At 43.5% G+C, this 25689-nt stretch carries 25 protein-coding genes and 1 pseudogene; 19 read left to right on the top strand and 7 right to left on the bottom strand.

Annotation, left to right across the window (positions count from 1 at the left end; all coding sequences use genetic code 11):
• Nucleotides 1-68 precede the first annotated feature (68 nt).
• Nucleotides 69-614, top strand: a complete 546-nt coding sequence (locus AC15IQ_RS11100) for an HPP family protein (protein ID WP_483179182.1) — start codon at nucleotides 69-71, stop codon at nucleotides 612-614.
• A gap of 34 nt (nucleotides 615-648) precedes the next feature.
• Here AC15IQ_RS11100 and AC15IQ_RS11095 read toward each other — a convergent pair whose 3' ends face one another.
• On the bottom strand, nucleotides 649-1839 hold the full coding sequence (locus AC15IQ_RS11095; protein ID WP_483179181.1) for an acyltransferase family protein: 1191 nt from the start codon (nucleotides 1837-1839) through the stop codon (nucleotides 649-651).
• 304 nt (nucleotides 1840-2143) lie between these two features.
• On the opposite strand from AC15IQ_RS11095, the gene AC15IQ_RS11090 reads away from it, so the two are divergent.
• The gene (locus AC15IQ_RS11090; RefSeq protein WP_483179179.1) at nucleotides 2144-3703 is read left to right on the top strand and encodes a stalk domain-containing protein; all 1560 of its coding nucleotides are present in this window, start codon (nucleotides 2144-2146) and stop codon (nucleotides 3701-3703) included.
• A 208-nt stretch (nucleotides 3704-3911) separates the two neighbouring features.
• Here the strand turns inward: AC15IQ_RS11090 and AC15IQ_RS11085 are convergent, their stop codons facing one another.
• Both AC15IQ_RS11085 and AC15IQ_RS11080 read right to left on the bottom strand, forming a co-directional pair.
• Nucleotides 3912-5174, bottom strand: coding sequence for a hypothetical protein (locus AC15IQ_RS11085; protein ID WP_483179177.1), 1263 nt, complete (start codon nucleotides 5172-5174; stop codon nucleotides 3912-3914).
• Nucleotides 5175-5921: 747 nt separating this feature from the next.
• Nucleotides 5922-6314, bottom strand: coding sequence for a helix-turn-helix domain-containing protein (locus AC15IQ_RS11080; RefSeq protein ID WP_483179383.1), 393 nt, complete (start codon nucleotides 6312-6314; stop codon nucleotides 5922-5924).
• Between the two features lie 144 nt (nucleotides 6315-6458).
• On the opposite strand from AC15IQ_RS11080, the gene AC15IQ_RS11075 reads away from it, so the two are divergent.
• The 8 genes and pseudogenes from AC15IQ_RS11075 (at nucleotide 6459) to AC15IQ_RS11040 (ending at nucleotide 11144) form a co-directional block, all read left to right on the top strand.
• The gene (locus tag AC15IQ_RS11075; protein WP_483179176.1) at nucleotides 6459-6665 is read left to right on the top strand and encodes a helix-turn-helix transcriptional regulator; all 207 of its coding nucleotides are present in this window, start codon (nucleotides 6459-6461) and stop codon (nucleotides 6663-6665) included.
• Between the two features lie 265 nt (nucleotides 6666-6930).
• On the top strand, nucleotides 6931-7284 hold the full coding sequence (locus tag AC15IQ_RS11070; RefSeq protein ID WP_483179174.1) for a hypothetical protein: 354 nt from the start codon (nucleotides 6931-6933) through the stop codon (nucleotides 7282-7284).
• Between the two features lie 262 nt (nucleotides 7285-7546).
• Nucleotides 7547-8117, top strand: a pseudogene (locus tag AC15IQ_RS11065) (HAMP domain-containing sensor histidine kinase); the annotation flags it as partial.
• 177 nt (nucleotides 8118-8294) lie between these two features.
• Nucleotides 8295-8777: a hypothetical protein gene (locus AC15IQ_RS11060; RefSeq protein WP_483179173.1), complete on the top strand. Its 483-nt coding sequence runs from the start codon at nucleotides 8295-8297 to the stop codon at nucleotides 8775-8777.
• Nucleotides 8761-9597, top strand: a complete 837-nt coding sequence (locus AC15IQ_RS11055) for a sensor histidine kinase (RefSeq protein WP_483179172.1) — start codon at nucleotides 8761-8763, stop codon at nucleotides 9595-9597. Before AC15IQ_RS11060 ends, AC15IQ_RS11055 begins: the two co-directional genes overlap by 17 nt.
• Entirely contained in the window at nucleotides 9594-10220 is a 627-nt protein-coding gene (locus AC15IQ_RS11050; protein WP_483179169.1) for an accessory gene regulator ArgB-like protein, read from the top strand. The genes AC15IQ_RS11055 and AC15IQ_RS11050 overlap by 4 nt, the downstream gene beginning before the upstream one ends.
• Before the next feature lie 3 nt (nucleotides 10221-10223).
• The gene (locus AC15IQ_RS11045; RefSeq protein WP_483179167.1) at nucleotides 10224-10346 is read left to right on the top strand and encodes an AgrD family cyclic lactone autoinducer peptide; all 123 of its coding nucleotides are present in this window, start codon (nucleotides 10224-10226) and stop codon (nucleotides 10344-10346) included.
• 33 nt (nucleotides 10347-10379) lie between these two features.
• Entirely contained in the window at nucleotides 10380-11144 is a 765-nt protein-coding gene (locus tag AC15IQ_RS11040; protein ID WP_483179165.1) for a LytR/AlgR family response regulator transcription factor, read from the top strand.
• 164 nt (nucleotides 11145-11308) lie between these two features.
• Here the strand turns inward: AC15IQ_RS11040 and AC15IQ_RS11035 are convergent, their stop codons facing one another.
• The 3 genes from AC15IQ_RS11035 to istA (AC15IQ_RS11025) form a co-directional block, all read right to left on the bottom strand.
• Entirely contained in the window at nucleotides 11309-11554 is a 246-nt protein-coding gene (locus tag AC15IQ_RS11035) for a hypothetical protein (protein ID WP_483179164.1), read from the bottom strand.
• Nucleotides 11555-11651: 97 nt separating this feature from the next.
• Nucleotides 11652-12398: an IS21-like element helper ATPase IstB gene (gene istB, locus AC15IQ_RS11030; RefSeq protein WP_483177854.1), complete on the bottom strand. Its 747-nt coding sequence runs from the start codon at nucleotides 12396-12398 to the stop codon at nucleotides 11652-11654.
• The gene (istA, locus tag AC15IQ_RS11025; protein WP_483177853.1) at nucleotides 12388-13947 is read right to left on the bottom strand and encodes an IS21 family transposase; all 1560 of its coding nucleotides are present in this window, start codon (nucleotides 13945-13947) and stop codon (nucleotides 12388-12390) included. Before istA (AC15IQ_RS11025) ends, istB (AC15IQ_RS11030) begins: the two co-directional genes overlap by 11 nt.
• Before the next feature lie 425 nt (nucleotides 13948-14372).
• Here istA (AC15IQ_RS11025) and istA (AC15IQ_RS11020) point away from each other — a divergent pair, with 425 nt between their 5' ends.
• Both istA (AC15IQ_RS11020) and istB (AC15IQ_RS11015) read left to right on the top strand, forming a co-directional pair.
• The gene (gene istA, locus AC15IQ_RS11020) at nucleotides 14373-15929 is read left to right on the top strand and encodes an IS21 family transposase (protein ID WP_483179161.1); all 1557 of its coding nucleotides are present in this window, start codon (nucleotides 14373-14375) and stop codon (nucleotides 15927-15929) included.
• Nucleotides 15922-16665: an IS21-like element helper ATPase IstB gene (gene istB, locus AC15IQ_RS11015; RefSeq protein ID WP_483179159.1), complete on the top strand. Its 744-nt coding sequence runs from the start codon at nucleotides 15922-15924 to the stop codon at nucleotides 16663-16665. The genes istA (AC15IQ_RS11020) and istB (AC15IQ_RS11015) overlap by 8 nt, the downstream gene beginning before the upstream one ends.
• A 100-nt stretch (nucleotides 16666-16765) precedes the next feature.
• Here the strand turns inward: istB (AC15IQ_RS11015) and AC15IQ_RS11010 are convergent, their stop codons facing one another.
• Nucleotides 16766-17299 (bottom strand): hypothetical protein, encoded by a 534-nt coding sequence (locus AC15IQ_RS11010; RefSeq protein ID WP_483179158.1) that lies wholly within the window; start codon nucleotides 17297-17299, stop codon nucleotides 16766-16768.
• Nucleotides 17300-17699: 400 nt separating this feature from the next.
• Here AC15IQ_RS11010 and AC15IQ_RS11005 point away from each other — a divergent pair, with 400 nt between their 5' ends.
• The 7 genes from AC15IQ_RS11005 to AC15IQ_RS10975 all read left to right on the top strand — a co-directional run bounded on the left by AC15IQ_RS11005 (nucleotide 17700) and on the right by AC15IQ_RS10975 (nucleotide 25591).
• Entirely contained in the window at nucleotides 17700-19151 is a 1452-nt protein-coding gene (locus AC15IQ_RS11005; protein ID WP_483179156.1) for an MBOAT family O-acyltransferase, read from the top strand.
• A 20-nt stretch (nucleotides 19152-19171) separates the two neighbouring features.
• On the top strand, nucleotides 19172-20227 hold the full coding sequence (locus AC15IQ_RS11000) for a hypothetical protein (protein ID WP_483179155.1): 1056 nt from the start codon (nucleotides 19172-19174) through the stop codon (nucleotides 20225-20227).
• A 183-nt stretch (nucleotides 20228-20410) separates the two neighbouring features.
• On the top strand, nucleotides 20411-20872 hold the full coding sequence (locus tag AC15IQ_RS10995; RefSeq protein ID WP_483179154.1) for a PaaI family thioesterase: 462 nt from the start codon (nucleotides 20411-20413) through the stop codon (nucleotides 20870-20872).
• A gap of 110 nt (nucleotides 20873-20982) precedes the next feature.
• Nucleotides 20983-21969: an MBL fold metallo-hydrolase gene (locus tag AC15IQ_RS10990; RefSeq protein WP_483179153.1), complete on the top strand. Its 987-nt coding sequence runs from the start codon at nucleotides 20983-20985 to the stop codon at nucleotides 21967-21969.
• 212 nt (nucleotides 21970-22181) lie between these two features.
• Nucleotides 22182-23018: a VanW family protein gene (locus tag AC15IQ_RS10985; protein WP_483179152.1), complete on the top strand. Its 837-nt coding sequence runs from the start codon at nucleotides 22182-22184 to the stop codon at nucleotides 23016-23018.
• A gap of 79 nt (nucleotides 23019-23097) precedes the next feature.
• A complete protein-coding gene (locus tag AC15IQ_RS10980; RefSeq protein ID WP_483179151.1) occupies nucleotides 23098-23946 on the top strand; it encodes a metallophosphoesterase in 849 nt (282 codons plus the stop codon).
• A gap of 412 nt (nucleotides 23947-24358) precedes the next feature.
• Nucleotides 24359-25591, top strand: a complete 1233-nt coding sequence (locus AC15IQ_RS10975; protein WP_483179149.1) for an MFS transporter — start codon at nucleotides 24359-24361, stop codon at nucleotides 25589-25591.
• Nucleotides 25592-25689: the final 98 nt, after the last annotated feature.

The raw sequence follows: 25689 nt of genomic DNA, 5'->3' as shown, positions 1-25689 counted from the left end.
TTTCCCGCCTCCCTTGCTGACAGAGGATTACAGGAGTATTATCAAATAGGAGAATTAAGATTCCGGATGTGAAATGCTACATGAATGAAGCGGATGCCCAGAAAAAGGATGTTAGTGCTGATTTATCCAGACCCAACCAGGATCCTCAAGAGCCTATTATTTGGAGGGAAAACCTTTTATCCTTAAGTGGAATTGCTGTGGGAATGGCTGTTATTAGCCTTGTCAGCTTTCGCTTTCAATCCTTTTTCCTTATTCCCTCTCTGGCTTCATCTGCTATTATGCTGTTTATGTCATACAACAACGTATTTGCCCAGCCCCGCAATGTTATCGGCGGACACTTAATGTCAGTTCTGGCTGCTATTATGGTTGTGCAATTTTTTGGCCCCCAATGGTGGTCAATTGCTCTGGTGGTACTAATGGCTGCATTGCTGATGCTAGTTACGAATACCATCCATCCACCGGGAGGGGGTACCGCTATCGCTGCTTATCTGGGAAATTACCTTCCTGTCCAGATTTTTTCAACCGTTATTTTGGATTGCGCCCTTATTATACTGGCGGCGGTGTTAATAAATAATCTCAGTCCTTCTCGAAAATACCCGCTGTTCTGGGTATAAAGCAGGGTAGGAACTGAGAGGGAGCAGCGCGGGATTATGAAAATATTCTGCTCAAGAGTGGAATCCTTCTAATCAGCCAGCTAAAACAGAAACAAACCGGCAGGGCTATTATCGCCACCAGGATCATCTTTAATAAAGGCGGCAGTATCCACCCGCGCAGCGACAGGGAGATGGCCACCAGCAATGGCGCGTGGAAAACATAAACACCGAAGGCGTTCTGCGAAAGGAATCTGGCCAAGTAGTTCCGAGTATTGAAACGTTCTCTGAAAATGACCAGCAAGCCCAGACAGACGCCAATGCAAAAGAACGATTCCCAAGTAGCATAAGCAGCTGCTTGCCAATACATGCCTCCCCAGAAGGGGTCCAGACTTTCGAAAGCCTCTCCGGCGATCAACATCACAAACCAAAAGGGTATGCCAACAATTAGGGCCAATTTAAACCAGGTAATGCCTGTTTTATAAGGCAGACTGACTAAAAAGCAGCGTGGCTGAGACAGGACTCCAATTATAAAGAGAATTATGTATTGAGAAAAATAGCACAACTGCATATTGAAGATTGAGGTGCCAACAGGCTGCACCAACCTGGTTAGAAAGGTTGCCAGTGAGATGAGGGTGATAACCGCCAATACTTTGGGCGGAGATAGTATAAATTCTCCCTTATCTTTGGCTTTTTGTTTGCCCGTGGCCATCCTTACCAATCCGTAAATCAGAGAGAATATTAGCAGAGCCAGGGCAAACCATAGCGGACCCGATGCACCCAAGAATTGAAAGGAAATCAGGTAATGGAGATACTGTAGGCCGATATCGGATGGAAGGGTTATATAGAAATAACCCTCAATTAATCCTATAACGGGGCTTAGAACCAGCATAAAGAACAGGGTGGGGATGCCAAGACGAAACAGGCGGTCTTTTACAAACACTGTAAATCCCTTTTTATTGTAAGAAGCAGCTGTAAAGAATCCGGCAATGAAGAACAGCAAACCCATGAAATAAGCCTGGGTGAATGAGCCGTATAAAGCAAAGATTATGTAGGAGAAAGGACCGATCAAGCCGTCTTCGGTGTAAAACCAGCTTCCCAGACCGCTGTAGGTTACGTTCAAATGCATGACGACCACAAACACTATCATCAGCCAGCGGAGATTGTCAATGAACAACAATCGGGTCTCTGGTTGGATATGGGTTGCAGGGGTGCTGGTGTTGGAAACCATAGAACTGTCAAATTCCATAGAATACCCCTTTATATTAATCCTAGTATCAGTTTAACAAATGTATGACCAAATGACATTAAGCCAACCGAGGGACGTGAGCGACCTTGCTCGGTCGCTCACGTACTTCGGTTGGCCCGTCCCCATCTGATATTTTTACTATCTGTAACCATTATTAAGCATTTTGTGTAACAATTACCTTCATTTGAATATTTACCTCTATTGCAAGGTTGGACCAGGTGACACCGTAAACTGATATGAAGGCAGATTACTCGGGAAATGAGCCTTTTATGCCATCAGATAACTCAAAGAAAGAAGGGAAATAATGAAAAGGCTTTTAGCAATGTCACTGTTAATTCTTTTTGTTGTAGACACAGGCGTTTTAGCCAATACGGATGAAAGCCATTATGATGTTAGGGAAAGATTGAGAAATGAAGGTGTCTGGTTGACTCCAGAAGAAAGCCGACAACAGAAAGCCGAATTAGACAGGTTGTTGGTTTCATTAGATAATTCGGTCAATAGCTTGGAGAGTTTGACTGCTCAGCCTATTACAGTCCAAATAAACGGTTCGGCCGTGAATGCTCCGGCTGACATGGATATGAAAGCAGGCCAGGTGATGGTACCCATCCGCTGGGCGGCCGAGCGATTGGGCGCCAGCGCACTAGAATGGGATCCTGCAACCCGGACCATAACCATTAAGACCCCGCAAGACTTTTATAGTATGGAGAAATTAGCCTCTTATGCTAATGCCCTACAATTGAAAGATGGTCAACAGCATGAACAAGTTTGGACAGTGCCGGACAGGGCCAAAGAGCTGGATTTATCATATGCTGTGACCCGGAAATGGGAATTAGAACTGCCTGGTGAGGTGAGACCCCAACCCGCTGATTATATTACCATACGCATTGTAAGTGATGATGGAACCTATGAGCACAGTTCGGTGGTATACAGCGCCGAAAACCGCCACGGTAGTTATTTTCTGCCCATGGACTGGCTGGAATACCTGTTTAATGCTAGGGTCAATTATAATCAAACCACCAATGTATTCTCGATTCAGCCACCCGATCTGAACAAAATAACATCCGATATTGCCCTGATAGAAGATATCCTTATTCCAACCAGTGCCGATGAAGCTATAAAGATATGGGGCCGGGGTGAACAAACCCGCAACGGGGGTCTACAATATTTGGCATTGTCACCCCAACTTCGACAGGAAGCAGATAAAAGCAACTATGTTCGCCAATCATACTGGGTCACCGGCGGTTCCAGTCCCCGGGTGGGGCCGATAACCATAGTCAAATGTGATGAACTCAATGATGCCAAAGTTGAATACACCATTTCTTTTCCGGAAATCACTTCCACCCCTCCCTATACCACCGCCACCGAAAAGCTGGTAGTGGAGAAGATGCTTATTGACGGCCAGGAAGGATGGTTCATAACCGAAATACTACAGTCCAGCGGCTATGGCATTATTGATGACGTAAGTAAAAGTAACCGCTATGAAAATAATGAATTCGGATTTTCCTTGTTAATACCGCCAGATTTTATGAATAGGGTGGAAATAAAGGAAGGGAGCGACAGCATCTATTTTGTTAATAAAGAGATACAGGCCATGCTCCCGGAACAAATCTTCGGGGTGGTGGGACGCATCGAAATCTATGATAAAGAAAAATACAGCAGCGATATTATTCAAAGCGGAGCGGATGCATACGGATTAAGATATCTAGGGGAAAACGAAAACTATTATTTTGGTTATGCTTATGCCACAGACGTACAAGTACCACCTGATGCTGCGCAGGGTTTAATAGAACAATTCAGATCGATGGAAGAACAGTTTGAACAGATTATAAAGACATTTAGCTTGATCAATACTCCTGAAAATTGATCTGCTAAGGCAAATAATACTTTAAACCAATTTAATACAGCCCAGCAATTATGAATTATGGCAGATCAGGAGAGCGCTCTAAACTTACAATGATAAGCAGGCGGCCCCAATAGGGGCGCCTCCCCTCATCTCTCCAATAAAAACCACCTATCGATAAGATCTTTTATCGATAGGTGGTTGTCGGGTTTTGCTAACGTAGGACTTACATCTAAACTAAGGCATACATACTTTCGGATTTTCGGGCTATATTCGTATTGTCAATGGTTCTGTCCCTGAGTGCTTCTACCGGATGGGGCTGGGATTCACCACGGTAGTCAGTGCCATATTGTTGTTGATGTCTTTCAATGACCTTATGGCTGGCAACAGTGTCGACATCGTGGTTTATACGATTTTGGTAGGAGAAGTATTCATGATTATGGGGTAAGTCATTTATGCTGACATAGTTCTCTCGATTAGCAGTAAGCAAAATTTGCTCATCCAGGACCTTACGCACATAATCGCGGGTATCATGGAAATGCAGTAGCTCAGGAAATTCACCGCCAGGTATCACCTGTTGCCATTGTTTATTCTCATACTTGGCTAATAATTCAACAGCCTTGTGGAGATGAGCCACTTCCTGCTCAAAGTGCATCCCCCAAATGGATTTGATGTGCGGATCGGTTTCATCCTGGTAGAAGGAATAATAAAGGTAACATTCCATATACTCATGCAAAAGCAGGTTTTCAAGCCATGTGCTGGTAGGGTCGAGCAATGAACCGTAATGGGTGACATGCTGTTCTTCTATCATAGCAATTTCCTGGTATAGTAACCGCCCCAGGTCATTGTAGTAGTAAGGACCAAGATTCATATAGAAATTCATGGTCTGCTGTTCGGCGGCCACAATGATTAGCGAATTCAATTTAGTTCTGTTGGTCGCGGTCATAAAATCTGCCGGATTCCTGACAGAATCAAAGGGATGCCTGTGCTCCGCAATAGTTGGTCGTCCTGGTGTGATATCCACATAGCTTTTTACCAATTTTTCAGCCGGGACTTGCTCATCTAAATCAAGCAAGTTGGCAAAACGATACAGGTGATCAAAATCTTCCAAAAGGGCAAAATCTAGGGCTTGTTTGACACAGGGATCAGGTTCATTCAAGGCCAGCCAGGCGGTAAGGTCCACCGCCACATGCTCATAGCCTATGGCTGTCTCAAGCACCGGCTCATTAATAGGCTTAAGCCAGTTGATCCGCTTTTGCTGCTGTTGTTCAATGCGGCGGGTCAAAGCCAGCTCGCGACGCAAGTCATTGTTTTGGCACATCCGGTGGAACTCGTGTTTGAAGAGGATCGATTCCACTTCGATTCCGTTCATCAGGATAACACGGGTCTTAGTGTAGGGGTCTACCGTTTGCTTATCATATGGTTGGGGATACATCGCTGCCCAATCCATAATGCCGTCTTCAACTGGTATAGGCCTCTGTTCGAATGGATTCACACAATCAACTCCTTATAGCTATTATTGACTGTTGTAGTATCCCTCATAAGGCTTTGAAATATCCTTTACTGGAAGCAGGAAAGCACCCGCTACATCGGTGTAACGGTTAATCAGGTGTACCAATAATTGGGATTACCGGGGCTTCAGAGATAATACTTGATTTGAAAATGGGGGAATAGTTGTTGGAGGGATTATCATCAAGAACTCCATTGCAGTACTGGCGCACTGTTAGTAGTGGGAGTGCCCCTTTTGAAGGGATTAGTTGGTTGGCACTTATGGGGAGGCTCGCTACATAGTTGATTTTATCAACATTGAGGAGTTCGACGGTAGATTAATATGGTGAGTGCAACTTGTGCACAGCAATAAGGAAAGAGAAGGACATTCTATTGCTTTCATAGGTAAAGGCCTAAAACGCTTGGAAGCAAGTACAATCAAGCCATCAAAGCTCATATCCTCCTTGTATCTCAACGATTGAGAGAGTTAAGATAATGTGCTTCTGTTCTTGACGAGTATGGTCCGAAAAGGTGAAACAAGGTAACTAGCCGACAAACAGGCAACAAAACCTTCCTATGTCTCGACCCAGCATCTCCCCAAGGCTAAAGCAAGGCAAGAGAACTGCCCCTATGCCTTGCCTGAGCCTTCTGTGCCTCATTATAAATATGCTTCTATTCTTGTTGCCAGCGGCGTGCTCTTTTGATATTTCTTTTTAACCTTCCCGGCTTCCATCCGGTTTTCTTCCCTAACCCTTCAATCCTGTGCGCTTCTTGATTCTAAGTATCTGGCATAGTTTAAAAGTTCTTGTTTGCGATCGTCCGGCAGCGATAAAAATACATCTGTTATAATATTTGTTTCCTGGACATAACGGTTATCGGTAAATCCAATCAGATAGCTAAAACCAATGTTCAAGGCCTTGGCTATGGACACCGCATGGATAAGCTTGGGCGGATGACAAGCTGCCTCGTACTTTGATATGGTAGCCTTTGATAGCCCTGCCATCCTACCTACTTCCTCCTGAGAATAACCCCTTTCTTCTCTGAGTTCCTTTAACCGTTGGGCGAAAACATCTGTTAGCTGTTTTGCGTCTGTCTCTGGACCTATCTGTTTTGTGTCCTTATTAATTTTTACCACCCTCTTACACATTCTAATAAAAGATATAACATGAATTAACTTAATGCGCAAGAAGTAATGGTTTTTGTTAACAAAAGTTATTGACAAAAAATACCCTATCTGGTAGTTTGTAATTATCGGAGTTGCAAAAAGTTAACTTACAGAGAGGAGACGTTGATGACTTTTTCCATTGAGCGCAATATTCGGGCTGAAAGGGTTAGGTGCGGATTTACTCAACGGGAATTAGCCCTGAAGTTAGGACTTTCGCCGACTGGATATAACCAGAAGGAAAACGGAAAAAGGCAGTTTACACTGGAAGAATTCATTTTAATATGCAAAATACTAGGAGCAGATCCGGATTCTTTAATCAGAAAGTCCGATTAGCGGGCTTTTGTCCGCCCACAAGTTTCGAAAAGTTAACATTAGGAGGATGAAGTGTGGTATGACTTCCTATGTTTTGAGTAGGGACGAAAGGAGGAAAACGGGTGAACGGGCTGTTAGTTGCACTAGCCATTTCGGTTTCACTATTATCCGGAATGTTTAGTACAGTATATGTTTTTACCAGGATTTATTTGGATGTGTAGCAGCAATTGATAATGTGTTGCAGAAAAGATGGGAGGTTGAAAATGCAATAGGAGGAGGGTGAAAAGTGACCAGATTACAAGAGATGTTTCTGTTTGGTGTGTTCATTTTTTATCTGTTTAAAGGCTCATTGTATGTAACTTTATATATTGCGTTAGTAATTGTGGAAAAGCATGCTCGCCAACGACAAAAAGAGATACATATGTTTTTAACTAAGAAAAGGGCTAATGAGCGGGAAAGATGGAAGGTAGCATATGATTTATACGAAAAGCAGAGAGATATTGCTCCATCAGAACCTTTAGAATTATCCCAATTAATAAATAACCCAAATTCATTTACAGCTTATTCCAACGTGAAACACTGTGAACGGATAAATAAAAGGGAATATGATTGGGCACGAGAACTGATAACATTAACCTGAATGTTGTAGGTCGAAAGATTATAATGGAAGCAACCAAGTGAAGGGGTGGGCCTATATACTCTGTCGAGGTTCAAGCAGGACGGACTGGCTGCTGATCTGGATGGGGAATAAGGCATTAAAGCGTTAATTATTAGAACTCAATTAAAACCATACCGGGATATGAGTTGTCCATCGAAAACAGCCGGACTCAACTTACGATAATAACCTCCCGTAACCCTTAAAGGGTCTTTTTTATTTTCTGTCTGCCTAGCAATAGTCTTATGCTGTTGCTAAGCAAATGGCAGTCGGAGATTTCCAAGTCAAGAGCAGAAAAGCCAAAGACGATGAAGTTGGCATACTGTCGGATACCTTGAATTACCTGGCCGATGAAATCGTAATAAAAGAGCAGCTCAAAATGACTTCATTTCCTCGGTGTCTCATGAGTTGCGCACACCCTTGACTTCCATTAAGGGTTGGGTCATTACTTTACAGAGTGAAAACTTCCAGCAGAAAGAAAGTTATGCAGCGGTCTCGGTATCATAGAGAAAGAGAGTGACCGATTGACTGAGATGGTTGAAGGACTATTAGACTTTTCTAAGTTTATATCGGGTAGAATTAAGCTCAACCCTGAAGAGGTAAACTTGAACCATCTCTGTGAACATTTGCGTAGACACCTGACGACGCGAGCTGTGCGAGAAAATATTGAAATTATCGTGTTTTGTCCCGGAAATTCGCCCGATATCTACGCTGATGTAAACCGGCTTAAACAATTGTTTATCAATGTTTTGGATAATATTTTCAATTTTAATCAGCCCGACGGCTATGTTCATTTTAAAGCCGAAGCCAAAGAGGAATGTCAACCCACTATTGAAGTAAAGTGTGGCTATTCATTCTAATTGATTTAATAAGTGAAAATAGTACGATTAAGCCACTTATGCTTATAAATTGTCAAATTAACAAAAGGAATTTCAATTGATTTAAAAGAAGAATAGAAGAATAATAGAGAGACTCCAATGATGGAGGAATTATTGTTGCAATACATACCGTGGTTTCTTGCACTTTTTATCTCAATTCCACAAGCTATGCTGGTAATATATATTGGGTTTAGCTTATGTAATATTGCTGTGGATCTTCGCAAATGCATTTTGTGTTCAATTTTATTCGCCATTACATCCTATATTGTCCGTCCGCTAGCAGTTTCATTAGCATTAAATACTCTGATTCTCGGTACCTTTTTAGTAATTACTACTAGCTTGATATTTGCAGTACATGTAAAAAAGACCATCATCGCCTGTTTGTTGGGTATTATGATTTCAGGAGTGATTGAAAGCTTAGTCATACAAATCCTACTGTGGATTCAACAGGATATAGCCGAGAGAATTATTGTCGATGCATTATTGAATATAACCACTTATATTCCTGTATTTTTGGCTACTTTGGTCATATTGCTAATAATTAAACGTACTAACTTTGTTCTTTTTGAATTAGGGGAAACAGATGAACAAAGACAGTGATTATTTTGTAATCATCACAATTCTTCTGCAAACCTTACTTGTTATAACTATTAATACCGAAATAATAGTGGTTGAAAATCTGGATTATCTTAAACAGGCTATACCTTTTATTAATCTAATAATTCTGATAATGTGTGTTATCAGTTTAATATCTGTCAAAAATATCGGCAAACACCGAGTATATAGGACAAAGGCCTTAATGATGAAGAACCACCTCAAGCAGGTGGAAGAACTCATAAGAACCTTGCAGGTTGAAAGGCACGAAAACTCTAAGCATTTGCAGGCTATCCAATCATTAATGGGGCTTGGCCGGTTTGATGAAGCGATTGAATATTTGGATAGTATTACAGAAGGTGTCATACCGCAGTACGAAATGTGTTACATTGATCATCCAGCTTTGTCCGCATTACTGAACAGTAAAAAAGCTGCCGCCGAAAAGAATGGGATCGAAGTAAATATTTCTTTGCATTCTGAATTAGCTAATCTTAATATACCTTCCAGGGATATTTGTAGTATCGTAGGAAATTTGGTTGATAATGCTGTAGAAGCAGCATCTGAGGCTGACAAACCCAGGGTTGACATTGAGTTTTTGCAGGACCATGATTCTTACATAATTGATGTTTATAACAATGGAGCGGCCATGCCATGTGGAGTCGATGTTTTCCAAGCCGGGTTCAGCACAAAAATGTCAGAATATCGCGGCTACGGTTTATATGTAGTCAACAAATTGCTCGTCAAGCATAAAGGTCAAATAGATATTAACACTGATGATGATACCCGAATAAGGATCCGATTACCTCATAAGGTGCAAAGATATTGATTCAAAAAGTATCCCGAAGAACTGCCCAACAGTTAGTAAACATATTAGAATCCAAAGATAGCAGTATAGCATGGTATGCCTATTCAATAGAGATCCTTTTAATATTGTTGATAACTATGACAATGGTGCTAGGTTTGGCATTTCTGTTGGGCACTATCAAGAACACCTTGATTTTCCTGGCGATATTTGCCCCGCTCAGGTGTATTGGCGGTGGGGTGCACATGAGTACAGGAAATCGTTGTATTTTGGTCAGTACGTTCATATTTGTTTTTTTTGGTCATTTAAGTACTCTCGAAATCCCTGTCAATTCTTTAACAGGTTTAGTCATAATAGCACTATTATTGGGAATCTACACCACAGTAAAATGGGTGCCTGCCGGTACCCGTAAGCATACTATCACTGATACTCGGGTCCGTAATAACAGAAAAATCTATATGTTAATGGTCTTAGCTATCTACGGTATCACCGCATTTATTCTAATACATAAGGGTAATTTGGGAGAAAGTATAGCCTTAACTTGGGGAGCTATGGTAAGTTTGTTGCTGATTACCCCGATAGGGTACGGTATCATCGAAGTGTTTGATAACACCGTTGATATAATAGTCCAAAAAGGAGGTGAATAATTGATGAAGAAACTGGTTGTGACGTTTGCATCAGTATTTGCATCAGTATTGACAGTTATTAGCGCAGCCAACATGAACGCATTTAAACTATTTTTACTCTATGAGCCGGATTTACCAGAAAAGTAATTAGAACAAAATAAGTACAAAGAAGGGTTTATGTTGTTTGAGGTCTTAATTCTTGAAGATGAAGAATATAACCGGGAATTCCTGAAAAAAATTATCAATGAAATACCAGAGGTGACAAAAACCTATGCCACTTCAAGCAGTAGTGAAGCAATTGCGCTTGCTCAAGAACATAAACCATACTGTGTTCTTCTGGATATTGAACTGTGCCCGGGAGATATCAGTGGACTAACTGTAGCTAAAAGCATATTTAGTAGCAATCCGGACTGTTTTATAGTCTTTATCACGGGTCACACTAAATATGCTCTACAGTCTTTTACGGTTCACCCGTATGATTATATAGTTAAACCTATCAATAAAACGAGACTCAAGGGGTTAATTAAAGAGATCGCCGATAGAGTCAAGCAAAAGAAATATCTTTCGAATAGCGTCATTGTCAAGGGAAAAGGTGAACATTATCACATTAGCAAGACGGATATAATATTTATTGAGAAGTATGGAAATGTTGCATATTTACATACCGATAAGGTGATTCATAAATTGTATCAATCACTTGATGAAATAGAAAAAAACCTACCTGATTCATTCTTTAGATCTCATAAATCCTATCTGATTAATTTGAGCAAAGTAAAAAAAGTATATAAAGACAACAGTAGGTCATATGTCGTAACCTTTGATAATTACGAACCGACAGCGAGTATGAGCAGAAATAAATATCATCTGTATCTACAAATGATTAATGATAAGTCCGAGGGATTTGTTTGTCTGACTCAACCACCCCCGATAAACCAAGATAGTTAACGATAACGCCTCCAATGCTTTCAGCACACTGTCCATGCCCGCCCTCTGGGACCATCTTTTCCATGCCCTTAAAATTGATGCTTTGAGTTATTCAAGTGTCCCGGCCATGATCATATTTATTGCCTTTGGGCTTACCGCCAGTTTCTGACCAGGAAGTTGAGTCATTAATCCAAAAGAATATCGCGTTTGAAGAAGAAGTCCCGTTCTTTAAATACTATGAAAACTGTCAAAATGAGCAGGAGTAAGGTTTGTATGATTTTACTATCAGGATGGGTCATGAATATTTCATTGAAAAACCCTGCAGATATATGAAACACGATGGGTACCATGATGTTGCGGTTGGTTTTGTAATAAAGCCAATTCATCAAAAAGACATAAGGAATTTGAATATTACGAGTTTCCAGAGCCACCTAATCTCCTAAAAAAGAGCCACTCAATCTTTTACATAGAGCCACTGTGTTGATGGTGGGAGCCACCCCTTAGGATGGCTCCAGAAGTATGTTCATATTATTCTGGTATTCGTCGTTTTCTCTGACGCATGGAAACATCTCCATCAATTATCATGGTATATGCTGATGGGATGATTCTATCCAGTATGGAATCGGCCAAGGCACCTCCTCCCAGTCTTTCATGCCAACCTTCAGGGACAAACTGAGAACAGATGATAGTAGATGATTGACCGCAACGGGATTCCATCAGTTCGAGCAAATCTCTCTGTTCAGAATCAGAGGTGGGAATCAGCAGGAACTCGTCCAGAATCATCAGGGAGTATTTTTGATACTGCTTCATGAGCTGTTGATACTTCCCCTGGACCCTTGCTGCTTCAAATTCGCTGAACAGTTCAGGTAGGCGGATGTATCTCGTTTTATAACCTGACTGACAGGCATTGACCCCAAGGGCATTGGAAATAAAGGTTTTGCCAGATCCAGTAGCCCCTATGAGGATGACATTGAGACTCTGACGGATAAATTCATTATCGGCCAGACTTTCCAACAGATCACGGTTCAGATGCCGGTCTGGAAGATACTCAATATTTCCAAGAAAAGCGGATGAGTTCACAAATTTGGCATTCTTAATCAGACGCCGGATGTTGTTGTTATGTCTGGAATCATATTCAGCATCTGCTAATAGCGCTAACCTTTCGTGGAAAGACAATGACTGATACTCTATCTCATTCTCAACCTGCTTTTGGTAAGCTTCAGCAAATGCAGGAAGACGCATGTTCTTCAGCTTTCTTAATGTCTCATTCTTCACGGCTTCCACCTCCGTAATAGCCAGCCCCTCTTACGTAGGCATACTTGTTAGATGCTGATGATGAAAAATGTGATTGGGAAGCACCTTTATCCTTTTTGTCTTGACCGGATTCCAATATCAGTCTAATATTTTTATACCGGGGGCTGGGAATCCGGATAAGTGCTATTCTACATGCGTTTTCCAGGCGTTCAGGCGAGTATTTATCTGCCAGTTTCAACAGGGACAGGCAGCCCTTATAGGCCTGTTCCTCTACCCGGTATGAATCAAACAGTTTCTGCACAACATCTTTTGTAGAATCCCCAATGCCTGTAGCCCATTTCAGGAAACGTGCAGAGTCCCACTCACTATATAGCTGATGATTTGCGGGCATATGATCAATGACCGTGGAATACTGCCCACGCATTCCATAAATTCGCTTGTGGCTGCAAATACGGGAACCTTTGTAGAAGACTTCAATCACGTTTTTGGTGTATCTTACATCCACTTTTTTCTTGACGTACTCATAGGGAATCGAGTAGTTCTGGTAATCTACCGCTATGTGGTAATTCAGCTGAACGGTAGCAGTTTTCCATTGTGCAAACTCATACGGGTATTGGGGCAATGGTGGCATGAATGGAAGCTCTTCTTCCATGAATACAGAATACCGGCTACCCTCTCTTTTCTGGAATTCATTGTGATTGAAACGATCCAGTTCTTTCCTAATTGCTGCATTCATCTCATTGATATTAAAGAACTGACGGTTACGCAGTTTGGCAATTATGTGGGATGTAACTTGTCCCGCAGTCCCTTCCACAGCAGCTTTGTCCTTAGGTTTGAGTACTCTGGCAGGAAGAATGGCTGTCTGATAATGATCTGCTAATTCCTGATAAGCACGATTAACGATGGGATCTTCATATTTTTTGTTGCTGAGTATCCCCGTCTTGAGATTATCTGGGATAAGCAATCTGGTGGATGCTCCGAAATACTCATACATGCTAATATGCACATTGATCCAGTCTTCCTCTTTCATGGTAAGACAGGCTTTTGCAAAACAGTACATGCTGAATGGCAGTGTGGCGGCAAACAGATAAACCTTAGAGCTTTTCCCGGTCAACTTGTCGTAAAGAGGCAAGGGTGTACCTACCCAATCCACCATCAGTTTATCTCCAGGTTTATGTTTGATATGCAGGGTAAGACTGTGCTTGTTCACGTATTCCTGGTAAAGTTTGCAGAATTGGGAATACATGTACGGAGGCTTTTCTGAACGGCGGCAGGTATCCACATATTCTTCCCATAGAAGCTTTAATGTTACACCGCTTTTCAGAAGTTCCTTATGGACATAATCGTAATCAGGATTAACAAGAACCGGCACTTGTGATTCCTCTGGGAACAACTGCTGATGAAGTTCCTGATCGTTTAAGGTATTCAAGGAATCCTCGGAAACCGGATGTTTCTCAAATGCCTTAAACACCTTTGCTACTGTGTTTCTGGATACCCTCAAGGTATCTGCAATTCTTCGCTGGCTATAGCCCTTTGTGCGAAGCTGCAAAATTTGTTTTTCCTTGGACATAAATATGTCCTCCCTTCGTAAGTATTACGGCGTTACCGCAATTTCATTGTAATACTTACGATAGTGGCTCTCTATTGCGGATTTCTTTTTGAAAACCAATGGCTCTCAACTTCGGATTATGTGGCTCTACGTATCGGATTCACTGGCTCAAAACCGTCGGAATACTCAGAATTAGACTAACTCCGAAATTTATGGAATGTATCAACCCTTCCTCGGCCAGATTGGCTTGATAATAATCCTTAATGAAAGAGAGTGGGAAGTGCCAAAATGCAATGCAAATTAGCTTTTAAAAGAACCAACAGTGTACTTTATTAGAACCGTTGTGGTCTTAAAATAGAACCATCATGGTCATAGTGAGAACCACACCTGTATATTGGAGATATGCACTGCTTTTCAGTGTAAATCTTAAACAGGAGGTCAATATTATGACCAACTATCGTGAAATCCTTAGGCTTAGTAGCCAAGGTGTCAGCAAAAGAGGGATAGCCTCTAGCTGCCATTGTTCACGTAATACCATTACCGCTGTCCTAGAACGGGCGGAACAATGCAGTATTTCGTGGCCGTTACCTGCAAGCCAGACAGATGCCGAGCTACATGAACTTCTGTTTCCTGAAAAATGTGTTTCTTCCAGCCGGAAGATGCCCAATTGCGAGCACATTCATAAGGAAATGGCTAAGAGTGGTGTCACACTCAGCCTTCTGTGGAATGAATATTGTGAGGAGTGCCGTTTAAGCGGCGAGATTCCTTTCATGTACAGTCAGTTCTGCAGATACTATCGTCGTTACGCAAGTACAACAAAAGCCACCATGCGCATCACGCGCAAACCCGGAGAGATTATGGAGGTGGACTGGGCCGGGAAGACTGCATCCATCATTAATAACATCACCAGTGAAATTATTCCTGCTTATGTATTTGTTGCGACACTTCCGTGTAGCCAGTTTACATATGTGGAAGCATTTTTATCAATGGACATGGAGAGCTGGATTACAGCCCATAACCATGCTTATCAGTATTTTGGAGGCGTTACTCGAATCCTGGTTCCCGATAATTTAAAAACAGGCGTTGATCGTGTTTCATGGAATACACCTACGATCAATCGAACTTACAATGAGATGGCAGAACACTATGGCACCGCTGTTATCCCTGCCAGGGTGAGACACCCGAAGGATAAAAGTAATGTAGAGGGTACAGTTGGCATTATTACCACCTGGATCATTGCTTCCCTAAGGAACCAGCAGTTCTTCTCATTAAGGGAATTGAACGAAGCCATCCTCATCAAACTAGACGAGTTTAATGAAAAACCGTTTCAAAAGAAACCGGGAAGCAGGAAAAGTGCCTTCCTTGAAGAAGAGAAAACGCTGCTTTTACCTCTACCCGCTTCCCCATACGAGTTAGCTACCTGGCGGAAAGCTACTGTACAGTATGATTATGTCATACATGTGGATAAAAACAAGTATTCCGTCCCATACGAATATATCAAACACGAGGTGGATATCCGTGTAACAAGCAAAGTCATTGAGGTTTTTTATCATAACCATCGCATAGCGTCCCATGTACGTATTTATGGTGAGGGAAACGATCCCGTAATATTACCTGAACATATGCCTGACAACCACAAGCAATATTTGACCTGGAACGGTGAGAGGTTCATGGACTGGGCTAGAGCTGTAGGTCCTAATACAGAGGCTGCCATGCAGTCTATCTTATCTGCACATAAAGTAGAACAGCAGGGATACCGTTCCTGTATGTCATTAATGAAACTAGCAGATAAATATTCCGTAAACAGGGTTGAATCCGCCTGTGGAAAGGCATTGTCATATACGCCTTGTCCGAATCTGAAAAGTATCCAGACGATCCTAAAAACCGGACAAGACAAGCTGAAAGAAGGAACGAGCCAAACATCTACTTCCAAGAAAAATACATCAGAGAACTTCGGATTTACCCGTGGTGCTGACTATTTTGGAGGTAAGAAGCATGATTAACCAAAGCACGATAACAAAACTCAATGAAATGCGGCTTACTGCAATGGCAGATTCCTATAACAATCAGCTGTCCGATGCCAAGTATCAGGAATTATCCTTTGAGGAACGGTTTGGGCTGATGGTAGACATCGAATGGTCTAGACGAAAATCAAACAAGCTTGCCCGTTTAATCAAACGAGCGGAATTCCGTTTCAGCCAGGCATGTATTGAAGATATCGAATACTACCCGGACAGGAAATTGGACAAAACCCAGCTCCTCCGTCTTGCTACCTGTAATTACATACAGGAAAAGCATAACATCATCATTATGGGTGCCGCCGGAAATGGAAAGAGCTATATGGGTTGTGCTTTCGGTGTAGCCGCCTGTAGAAACTACTATACAGTGAAATATGTCCGCCTTCCGGATTTGCTGAATGAATTAGCTGTTGCACGAGGCGAAGGCATTTATCAAAAGGTAATGAAGCAGTACAAAAAAGTAAGCCTCCTGGTTCTAGACGAATGGCTATTAAGACCTCTTGACGGGCCACAGGCTGTGGATGTCCTGGAGATCGTGGAAGCCAGACATCAAACAGGATCAACAATCTTTTGCTCACAGTTTGACCCAAGAGGATGGCACGAACAAATCGGGGAAAACACTCTGGCAGATGCCATTTTAGACCGTATCGTCCATGATTCCTACACTATTCTTATTGATGGTGAAATATCAATGAGGGAACGTCACGGTTTAAAGGAGTAAAAACACTCGGAGCTGCCGTCTTTCTGACGGTGGCTCTCGGGAAGAATACAGTGGTTCTCTTGGATGAATAAGGTGGCTCTAACTAAGTACACCGCTGGATCTATCTCAAAATATTACTCACCCAAAAGGTGGCAAATATTATATTAGTTGTGAAAAGACTAAATCTTCTCCGCAGACAATCGGTACCATAAGTATGCCAGGCTAACTCCTCTATAATGGGAGCCATAAAAAGCATAAACCAGGCTGGAAATATTCCGGCAGTAAAGGTAAACCCATGTGCCAGCTTAAACTGTTCCGGGCTATAACCGAAAAATAGCGAAATCGCCTGAGCCAGAAGTATGCTGGTAAGCATTAGGCCAAATGTCGCGAGAAGATAAACCGGTTTGATCTTCTCCAAGCTAAACAGCCGATTATATAAATCGCTGCGTAATTCCGGGTCTGGGAGCATCATTGCAAAAGCTATTATCATCGGTGCCACTAAACCCAGAAGCCCAAGCAGACTCGAAATCGTTAACAAAAGACTACTGCCCGGCGTAATATGACTCAAATATGCCGCGGTAAACCAACATAGCCATGGAATGATAATAGACAAACTGTAAAACCGGACTGGATGTCGATATTTTTCAATAGTCATACTTCTCCTCCACAAATGACACAGGGGGAATGCACTCCCTTAACCTTTCACCCATTATTACGTTTTTTTCCAATTGTCTTTCCTGCTAAAATTATTATACTGTTCATTGTTTTCGGGCACCATGGTTATTCACTTGTTGCGCAATAATGAATAACTGTGGTGCCTGGCACCCAAGAAGGAAATACTAAGCTGAGTGGCGAAGGATTTTTAGGCAAAAACGAAAAAGGTCGAATTTCCTTCACTTTGGCCATCCATAAAACTCGCTCAATTAAGCAGAAAGGCTCATACCTTATTTTTAGAGTGTTGTAATGTGTTACAATGGGCGTGATTTGATAGCCTGTTTTGGAATGTCCTTTTAGAGCTGCCTCCTGATTATCGAAGCTTTAAGGAGCCGTTGTAGTTGTTATTTAATTCTTACGAGTTCATAATACTGTTCCTGCCAATTACATTCGCCCTCTATTTTATTCTCAACCGCATGGGTCTAAACCTGGCTGCCCGCACCTGGCTGGTCATCGCTTCGCTTTTCTTCTACAGCTGGTGGAATATTGTTTACCTGCCGCTAATTTTAACGTCGATTGCCTTCAACTACCTGGTGGGCTCGGGCTTGAGCCGCAGTCGGGGTAAATCCTCCAGCCGGGCCCTGCTCTTTTCAGGAGTGGCCTTAAACTTGCTGCTGCTGGGCTACTACAAGTATGCCGACTTCTTTATCAGCAATATCAACTCCCTGGCAGGCGCTCACATTGGCTTGTTGCAGGTTGTGCTGCCGCTGGGCATCAGCTTTTTTACCTTTACGCAAATCGCCTATCTGGTGGATGCTTACCGGGGCCAGGCCAGGGAATACAGTATTGTAAACTATGCCTTGTTTGTCACCTTTTTTCCGCATCTCTTGGCCGGCCCGATTCTCCATCATAAAGAAATGATGCCCCAGTTCGAGGACCCCGACCGCAGCGGGTTAAACTACGAAATGATTGCCAGGGGACTTTTCCTATTTTTTATGGGGTTGTTCAAAAAAGTCATCATTGCCGACAATTTCGCGGTCTGGGCCACCCTGGGCTTCGACCAGATGCCCACTTTGACCCTGGTGGAAGCCTGGATGACCTCACTTTCTTATACTCTGCAGCTCTACTTCGACTTCAGCGCTTATACCGATATGGCCATCGGAGCGGCTTTGTTATTCAATATCCAGCTGCCCATCAATTTCTTCTCACCTTATAAGGCTTTAAACATTCAAGACTTCTGGCGGCGCTGGCATATGACCCTGGGGCGCTTTTTCCGGGACTATGTTTATATCCCGCTAGGGGGCAACCGCCAGGGCAATCAGCGCACCTATCTCAACCTGTTGATCACTTTTATCCTGGTCGGCTTCTGGCATGGGGCGGGATGGAATTTTATATTATGGGGTTTCATGCATGGAGTGGCCTTGCTGGCGCATCGTATCTGGCGCGGTTTCAAACTTAGGATGCATCCACTCTTGGGCTGGGTTATCACCTTTAACTATGTGAATCTGGGCTGGGTATTTTTCCGGGCTACAAGCTGGGCTGATGCCATAAAAGTGGTCAAGGGCATGCTGGGTTTAAACGGGGTGATTTTGCCCCGCTCTCTGCAAGGTTTAATGGAAAGCCTGGCAGCCTATGGGGTACGCTTCGACGCTTTGCCCTGGGGGGTTGACACCGGTCTGATTACAGCGGCATTGCTGGCCGGCCTCCTGCTTTGTGTGGCTGCACCCAATTCCATTGAATTGAAGGACCGTTTCCAGGGCGGCTGGGCCAGCGCGGTCTTTACAGCGGCTCTGGCTCTGGCGGGAATACTCAGTTTAACCAAGATTACCGAATTTCTTTACTTTAATTTTTAAGTGCAAGGAAGCTTGGCATTATGAAAGACTACCGCAATTGGACTTTTACAACCTTGATACTGATCCTCCTGCCTCTTTTAGCGGTAGCGGGATTCAATTGGTATATCGACCCGCTGTGGCTATTTGAACACAGCCATCAGTACAACAATATACAGGCCGGATTCGATGAGCGCCAACAGAAAACCAACCGGATCGCTTTCGGCTCCAACCATTATAATATGCTGATTCTGGGCAGCAGCCGTGTAACCTATATTAACCAGCATGATTTTGCCGGCTATAAAGCATTTAACTACGCGGCTGACAACATGCTCCTGGATGAGTTTTACGATTACATCGAATTCGCCAAACAGAAAAACGGTCAGGACTTTGACGTGATGGTCTTGGGCCTCGATTTTTCCGCTACCAACCGTAATCTTACCTTTAAGGCTTTCCAGGAACCTTGGTTTTATATTAAAACCGCCCGAGAGCCTATCTACCGCTTAAAAACCCTGCTTTCCACCGAAGTACTGTCTCGCTCCCGGGATAATTATAATTTCGCCCGGGAGGGAATACCCAAAAACTTCTTTTACGACCGGAACAATGTAAAGACCTTGCTGATGGTCCCCGACCCCGCGGAACGGGACAAAAAGGTGTGGGCTACAGTGGCTAAATATGAAAGCGATATTTATGCCGGCTATGAATATGGAGATATTCGGGAAAAGCTGTTAAAAATCAGGGATGCCAACCCTAATAGCAGGTTGCTGGTCTTTACCACCCCGGATTCCTGGCCTATGTTTGAATTGATGGTCAGGAAAGGATTGTATCCCTCCTACCGGCAGTGGTTAACCGACAGTGTAGATGTTTTTGGAGAAGTCTATAACTTTATGACCTTAAACACCATTACCAATGATCTGGACAACTTTTATGACGGCACCCACGTCTACCCGGAAGTAGGCACGTTAATGGTACACCGCCTGTTAAACATTCCGGATGCAGATCTGCCGGCAGATTTTGGTATCTTAATCACCCCGCAAAACCTTGAACAACACTTGAAAACCCTGGATCAGCAGGTTAGGGAAGTGGAAGCCCGCCTCTAACGCTTACAACATATCGCCCCCCGTTTATCAGCAACCGGGGTTTTTGTTTTCGATGCCAGGATACAATCCTATTAATGAGAATTAACAATATATGTTAAGATGTAGAATAATAGATGTTGGACTTAATGCGGAAATTTTGACGGAAAATGCGGCCAAAACAAGGTTATTATTAAGGTGTTCGTTATGAGTAGGACAGCAATTGAAAATAGGGGAATTGATGGTCATTTTTTCAGCCTCTTGTGCCAGGCGTGTGAATCGGCCCCCATTCATCAGACTCTGGGCATGAGATTGACCTATCTAGGACAGGGAGCAGCGGGTATAAAAATAAATCCGGGAATGGAACTTACTACTATCCGTGGAAGGCTGCACGGCGGAATTAGTGGGACTTTGGCGGATACTGCCATGGGTTGGGCTTTTATCACCCTGGGGTATACCTGTGTGACTATGGATATGTATACCAACTATTTTGCTCCCAGTTTCGCGGAAGATGAGCTAACAGCTGAAGGGAAAGTCATACATTTGGGCAAAAGAAGCGGAGTCGCCGAGGCTTCTTTGTACAATGGCCAGGGGGAGCTGGTTGCAGTAAGTAGAGGAACTTTTTCTCTGCAAAAACTCAGTATGCAAGAGTTGAAAGAGGGGCTTTGAGACAGACCATAGCTCAACTCTGGTGTAGTGGTGACCAGGCGGCGGGCCCTATCTAAGCACTGCACGCTGGCTGACCAAATGTGTTGGACCTATCGGATAAGGAGAGTATAATGTACCAGCAGGTCAGAAAAGATTTATTTAAGATTGAGATCCCTTTGCCCCGCAATCCCCTTAGAGCTTTGAATGCTTATTTTATCAGGGGCAAAGACAGGAACCTGTTGATCGACACCGGTTTCAATCAGGAAGAATGCCGCCAGGCCATGGATCAGGCCATGGAAAAAATCGGTTTTTCTATGGATGATACCGATATTTTCGTGACCCACTGCCATTCCGATCATGCCGGATTGGCAGGATATCTGTCCAAACCACAAACCCGTATTTTTACGGGATACTATACGGCACAGGAGATCAGCTCCAAGCACGATTTTTTTGAATACTTCAATAATCTGGTGCGACAGGGCGGGCTGCTGGATATGGGATTGACGCAAAACCCCGCTACACACCCTGGTTATAGATACCGGACCGATGAAATAGATGAAACCAATATCAGCGTAGTGCAGGATGGCACGGTGATCACCGTGGGGGACTACAGTCTAACCTGTATTCTGACTAACGGCCATGCACCTGATCACATATGTCTGTATGACGGCCATCACAAAATTCTGTTTAGCGGAGATCATATTTTGGGGACTATCACTCCTAACAACACTACCTGGGAAATACCCTGGGAGGTTAAAACCGATTATTTGGATGAATACTTGAAAAGCCTGAGCAAGATTGAGGCGTTGGATATTGAGCTGACCTTGCCCGGGCACAGAGATATAATCGCGGATTGCTACCAAAGAATCAAAGGGCTCAGGGCACACCATGATAACCGGCTCGATAATGTTCTGGTTGTCTTGGGGAATAAATCCATGACCGCAGCGCAAGTTGCCAGCCAAATGAAGTGGGATTTAAATATTAAGAACTGGGATGAATTCCCGGCAGCTCAGAAGCTTTTCGCAACCGGAGAGGCATTATCCCACCTGTCGCATCTGGTGTGCAAGGGAATTTTACAGAAGGAGCTCTGCGATGGAGTGATATACTACCATAAATAAAATGGGACGGGGACGGGGTTCCAGGCCAAACTCCAGGGACTGCTTAGAAAGTGCAAGAATGGGCCGTCATCAGCCGTATTAATAGAACAGCTCCAGCTACCAACAAAAGATTTTGTCTGATCTTTGGCTGGATTTACTGAAGAGCAATTTCGCAAATACTATAGTATTCAGCAGTAGGTATTTGAGTTACGGGGCTGATAAAGGTACTGAATATGAACGAGCTTATTGACAGGCCATTGTTACCAATCAAGAGATCCCGGCTGCGTCTGGCTCTGGGCCGGGCATTCTTTACCGGGCGGCGATACCTGGAGTGGCTTTTACCGGACAAATGCTATGCCAGTTTAATTGATGCTGAAAATCTGCTCACGTATAAGGCCGCTTGCCACCAAACCCCGCTCTTAAGACAGCTCCGGGAAGTCGATATGCAATTGCAGTATAATAAGATCACCAATCTGCGCCTGGCCGCTTTTCGTATCAACGGACTCATTCTGCTGCCCAAGGAGACCTTTTCTTTCTGGAGACTGGTGGGCAAGCCTAGCCGCCGCAAAGGTTATCTGGACGGTATGGTGTTAAGCAATGGTCAGGTTTGTTCAGGGATCGGCGGAGGGCTGTGCCAGCTCTCCAATCTGATCTACTGGATGACCCTATTCACGCCGCTTACAGTCACCGAACGCTGGAGGCACAATTATGATGTATTCCCCGACAGCAACCGCACCCAGCCATTCGGCAGCGGAGCTACGGTAGTCTATAATTATGTTGATCTGCAGATAACCAATCACACCCAATCCAGTTTTCAACTGCATATAACCCTGGATGATAAAAACCTTTACGGGGAATGGCGCAGCAGCCAGCCGCCTGAGGCTCGATATGAAATCTATGAACGGGAACATATGATAAAGGCGGAGTGGTGGGGCGGCTATACCCGCAATAATGTCATTTCTCGCAGGACATATGATCGTAGTAGTAATGAGATGATCGGGGATGAGGTTATTTGTGCTAATCGGGCCGTTATGATGTATGAGCCTATGATAACCGAAATGCCGTGTTAAGTGTGCTAAGTGATACCGTCTGACTGCTTCTGTTTCAATGGGCATCAAGCTCATGGTTTAACCGATAAGGAGTATGTTGTTGCTTAAGCATTGGAAAGTTGCAGTGACTATTGGCCTCTTGGCGGTTTGTTTAGGTTGGGCTTTCTACAACGGGCTGGTAGTCAAGAAATACACCGTCAATACGGATAAGTTTAATGAAGATCAGTCTATAAGGATAGTCTTGATCGCTGATCTGCATAACCATATTTATGGCCCAGGGCAATCTGAACTGCTGCAGTTGATCAGAGAGCAGGAGCCCGACATTATCGCCCTGGCAGGGGATATAGCTGACGATCAGGTCCCTCTTATGGGAACTGAAATGCTTCTAGAAGGAATACAGGGAATAGCCCCGGTCTATTACGTGTCCGGAAACCATGAGTATTGGTCCAATGACATTCGACACATAAAAGATACCATCCGCAAATATGAAGTGACCATTCTTGAAAGCGGTTACGAAAAGATTACTATTAATAATTCAGCGATTATTATCGCCGGGGTCGATGACCCGGAAGTTGTCAAGTATGAGAAGCGGAGGTCCACTTGGGAGGAGGACTTTTACCAGGCATTTTCAGAGCTGCGAAAAGAGCCTGCCTTTAAGGTATTATTAGCTCACCGCCCCGAGTTAATCGAAATCTATAAACAGAGCCATTTTGATCTGGTGTTATCGGGCCATGCCCACGGGGGTCAGGTCAGAATCCCATTCATCTTAAACGGGCTTTATTCCCCCAACCAAGGCTGGTTTCCACAAAACGCCGGAGGGATGTATGATCACGGCTCTTTAATCCAAATTGTAAGCCGTGGGGTCTCATTTAACCCCCGTTTACCGCGCATATTCAATCCTCCTGAGGTAGTGGTAATTGATATTAAGGGAAACAGGACCATCAAATAATGACGGCATTCCGGCCAGGGGTTGAAGTATCTCTGTCGAAAATCCTTTCAGGTCATAGGATTTTCATTCACGTTGTGACCCGAAGGTTCATGGAAGTTCAGTCTCCTTGGTACCAGTGCTATTGATTTTGCACACAAAATATAGTATCTTGGTTTAAGTTTCGTTAGGGAGCTGGGTAATAATGTGTAGCTTTACTGGAATGCAAATGGCAGCAGGATATATGATTCCTGTTATAAATGCTATCTACAGGGATAGGTACCTGCATTATAATCAATTGAAGCATGCATTTCCGGAAAAGGCACACCTTTATTACTAACCTTTAGAAGTAAGGCGGATATCGATAAAGACGGTGGTTTTTCTATCGTCTTTTTTTGTGCTTTTCTCCGAGTAACGAACAACGGAGGATAACTTAATGAACACAAAGCAATTGCCTGATGATAATTCCTGGAAAAAGAATATTGTTTTATTTTTGCTCAGTCAGAATATATCCCTATTCGGCTCTTCAGTAGTGAGTTTCGCCATTATATGGCATATTACCCTGCAAACCTCATCCGGTAAATGGATAATGCTTTTTACCATCTGTGCGCTATTGCCTCAGGTGCTGATTTCTCTGTGGGCGGGCGTATGGGCAGACCGCTATAATCGTAAACATCTCATCATGCTGGCGGATGGCTTTATTGCCCTGGCCACCTTAGGACTGGCTGTCGCTTTCTGGGCAGGGTATGAAAGAATCGAACTGCTTTTGGTGGTATCCTTTATCCGCTCAATTGGCGCCGGTATTCAAACCCCTGCCGTCGGTGCTTTGTTTCCGCAGATCGTACCAATGGAACAGTTGACCAGGGTGCAGGGGATTAATCAAACCCTTAATTCAGTTTTAATGTTATTATCCCCCGCGGTAGGTGGGGTTGTACTGGGGACCATGGGCATTACCTGGGCTTTTATCCTGGATGTAATCACCGCAGCGATAGCAATTATGGTTCTTAGCTTTATTTATGTTGAAAGGGTTGCCCGACCCACAGAACCTGCATCTGTTATGTCCGAGCTGCGCGACGGGATAGCTTACGCACTTAATAACAAGTTGCTGAAGTTGGTTTTAATATATTTTGGCGTGTCCTTTTTCCTGATTACTCCGGCTGCGGTACTGACACCATTGTTGGTAGAACGCACCTTCGGCAGCGATGTGTGGCGGCTTACTGCCAATGAAATGGTATGGACCATAGGTTCTTTAATTGGTGGGGTTTATATCTCACTACGCGGTGAATTCAAGGATAAAATTCTTACCGCAGCTATTTGCCTGGTGGCTTTCGGAATTACTTTCGCTTTATTGGGCATTGCCGATAATTTTGTGGTATATTTGCTAATTATGGGGATTGCTGGTCTTTTCATGCCGGTTATCGCCACCGCCCAAACGGTGTTAATACAGGAGAATGTGGAAACTGCCATGATGGGGCGGGTGTTTTCGCTGGTACAAATCGTTGCTGGCAGTGCCATGCCTGTTGCTATACTCTTTTTCGGACCACTCGCAGATATCGTGCCAATCGGTTCCATCTTGTTGGTAACAGGTATACTGCTGGCTGTGGCAGGGGTTGGTTATCAATTAACCGCTAAGCATATGGGTCTTATGCCTGAGGGACGAAGTTATTAATAACTTCTTGTCATGGAGTGGTGTCGCCTCCCGTAACAATAAATGAAGAGAAATGAGGTGAACCACACCTCCCGAGATTGTAAGATAACTCTTTCACA

The sequence above is a fragment of the Syntrophomonas sp. DTU019 genome (genome assembly GCA_913757435.1).
GTDB lineage: Bacteria > Bacillota > Syntrophomonadia > Syntrophomonadales > Syntrophomonadaceae > DTU019.
This window is presented reverse-complemented; position numbering and strand designations above follow the sequence as displayed.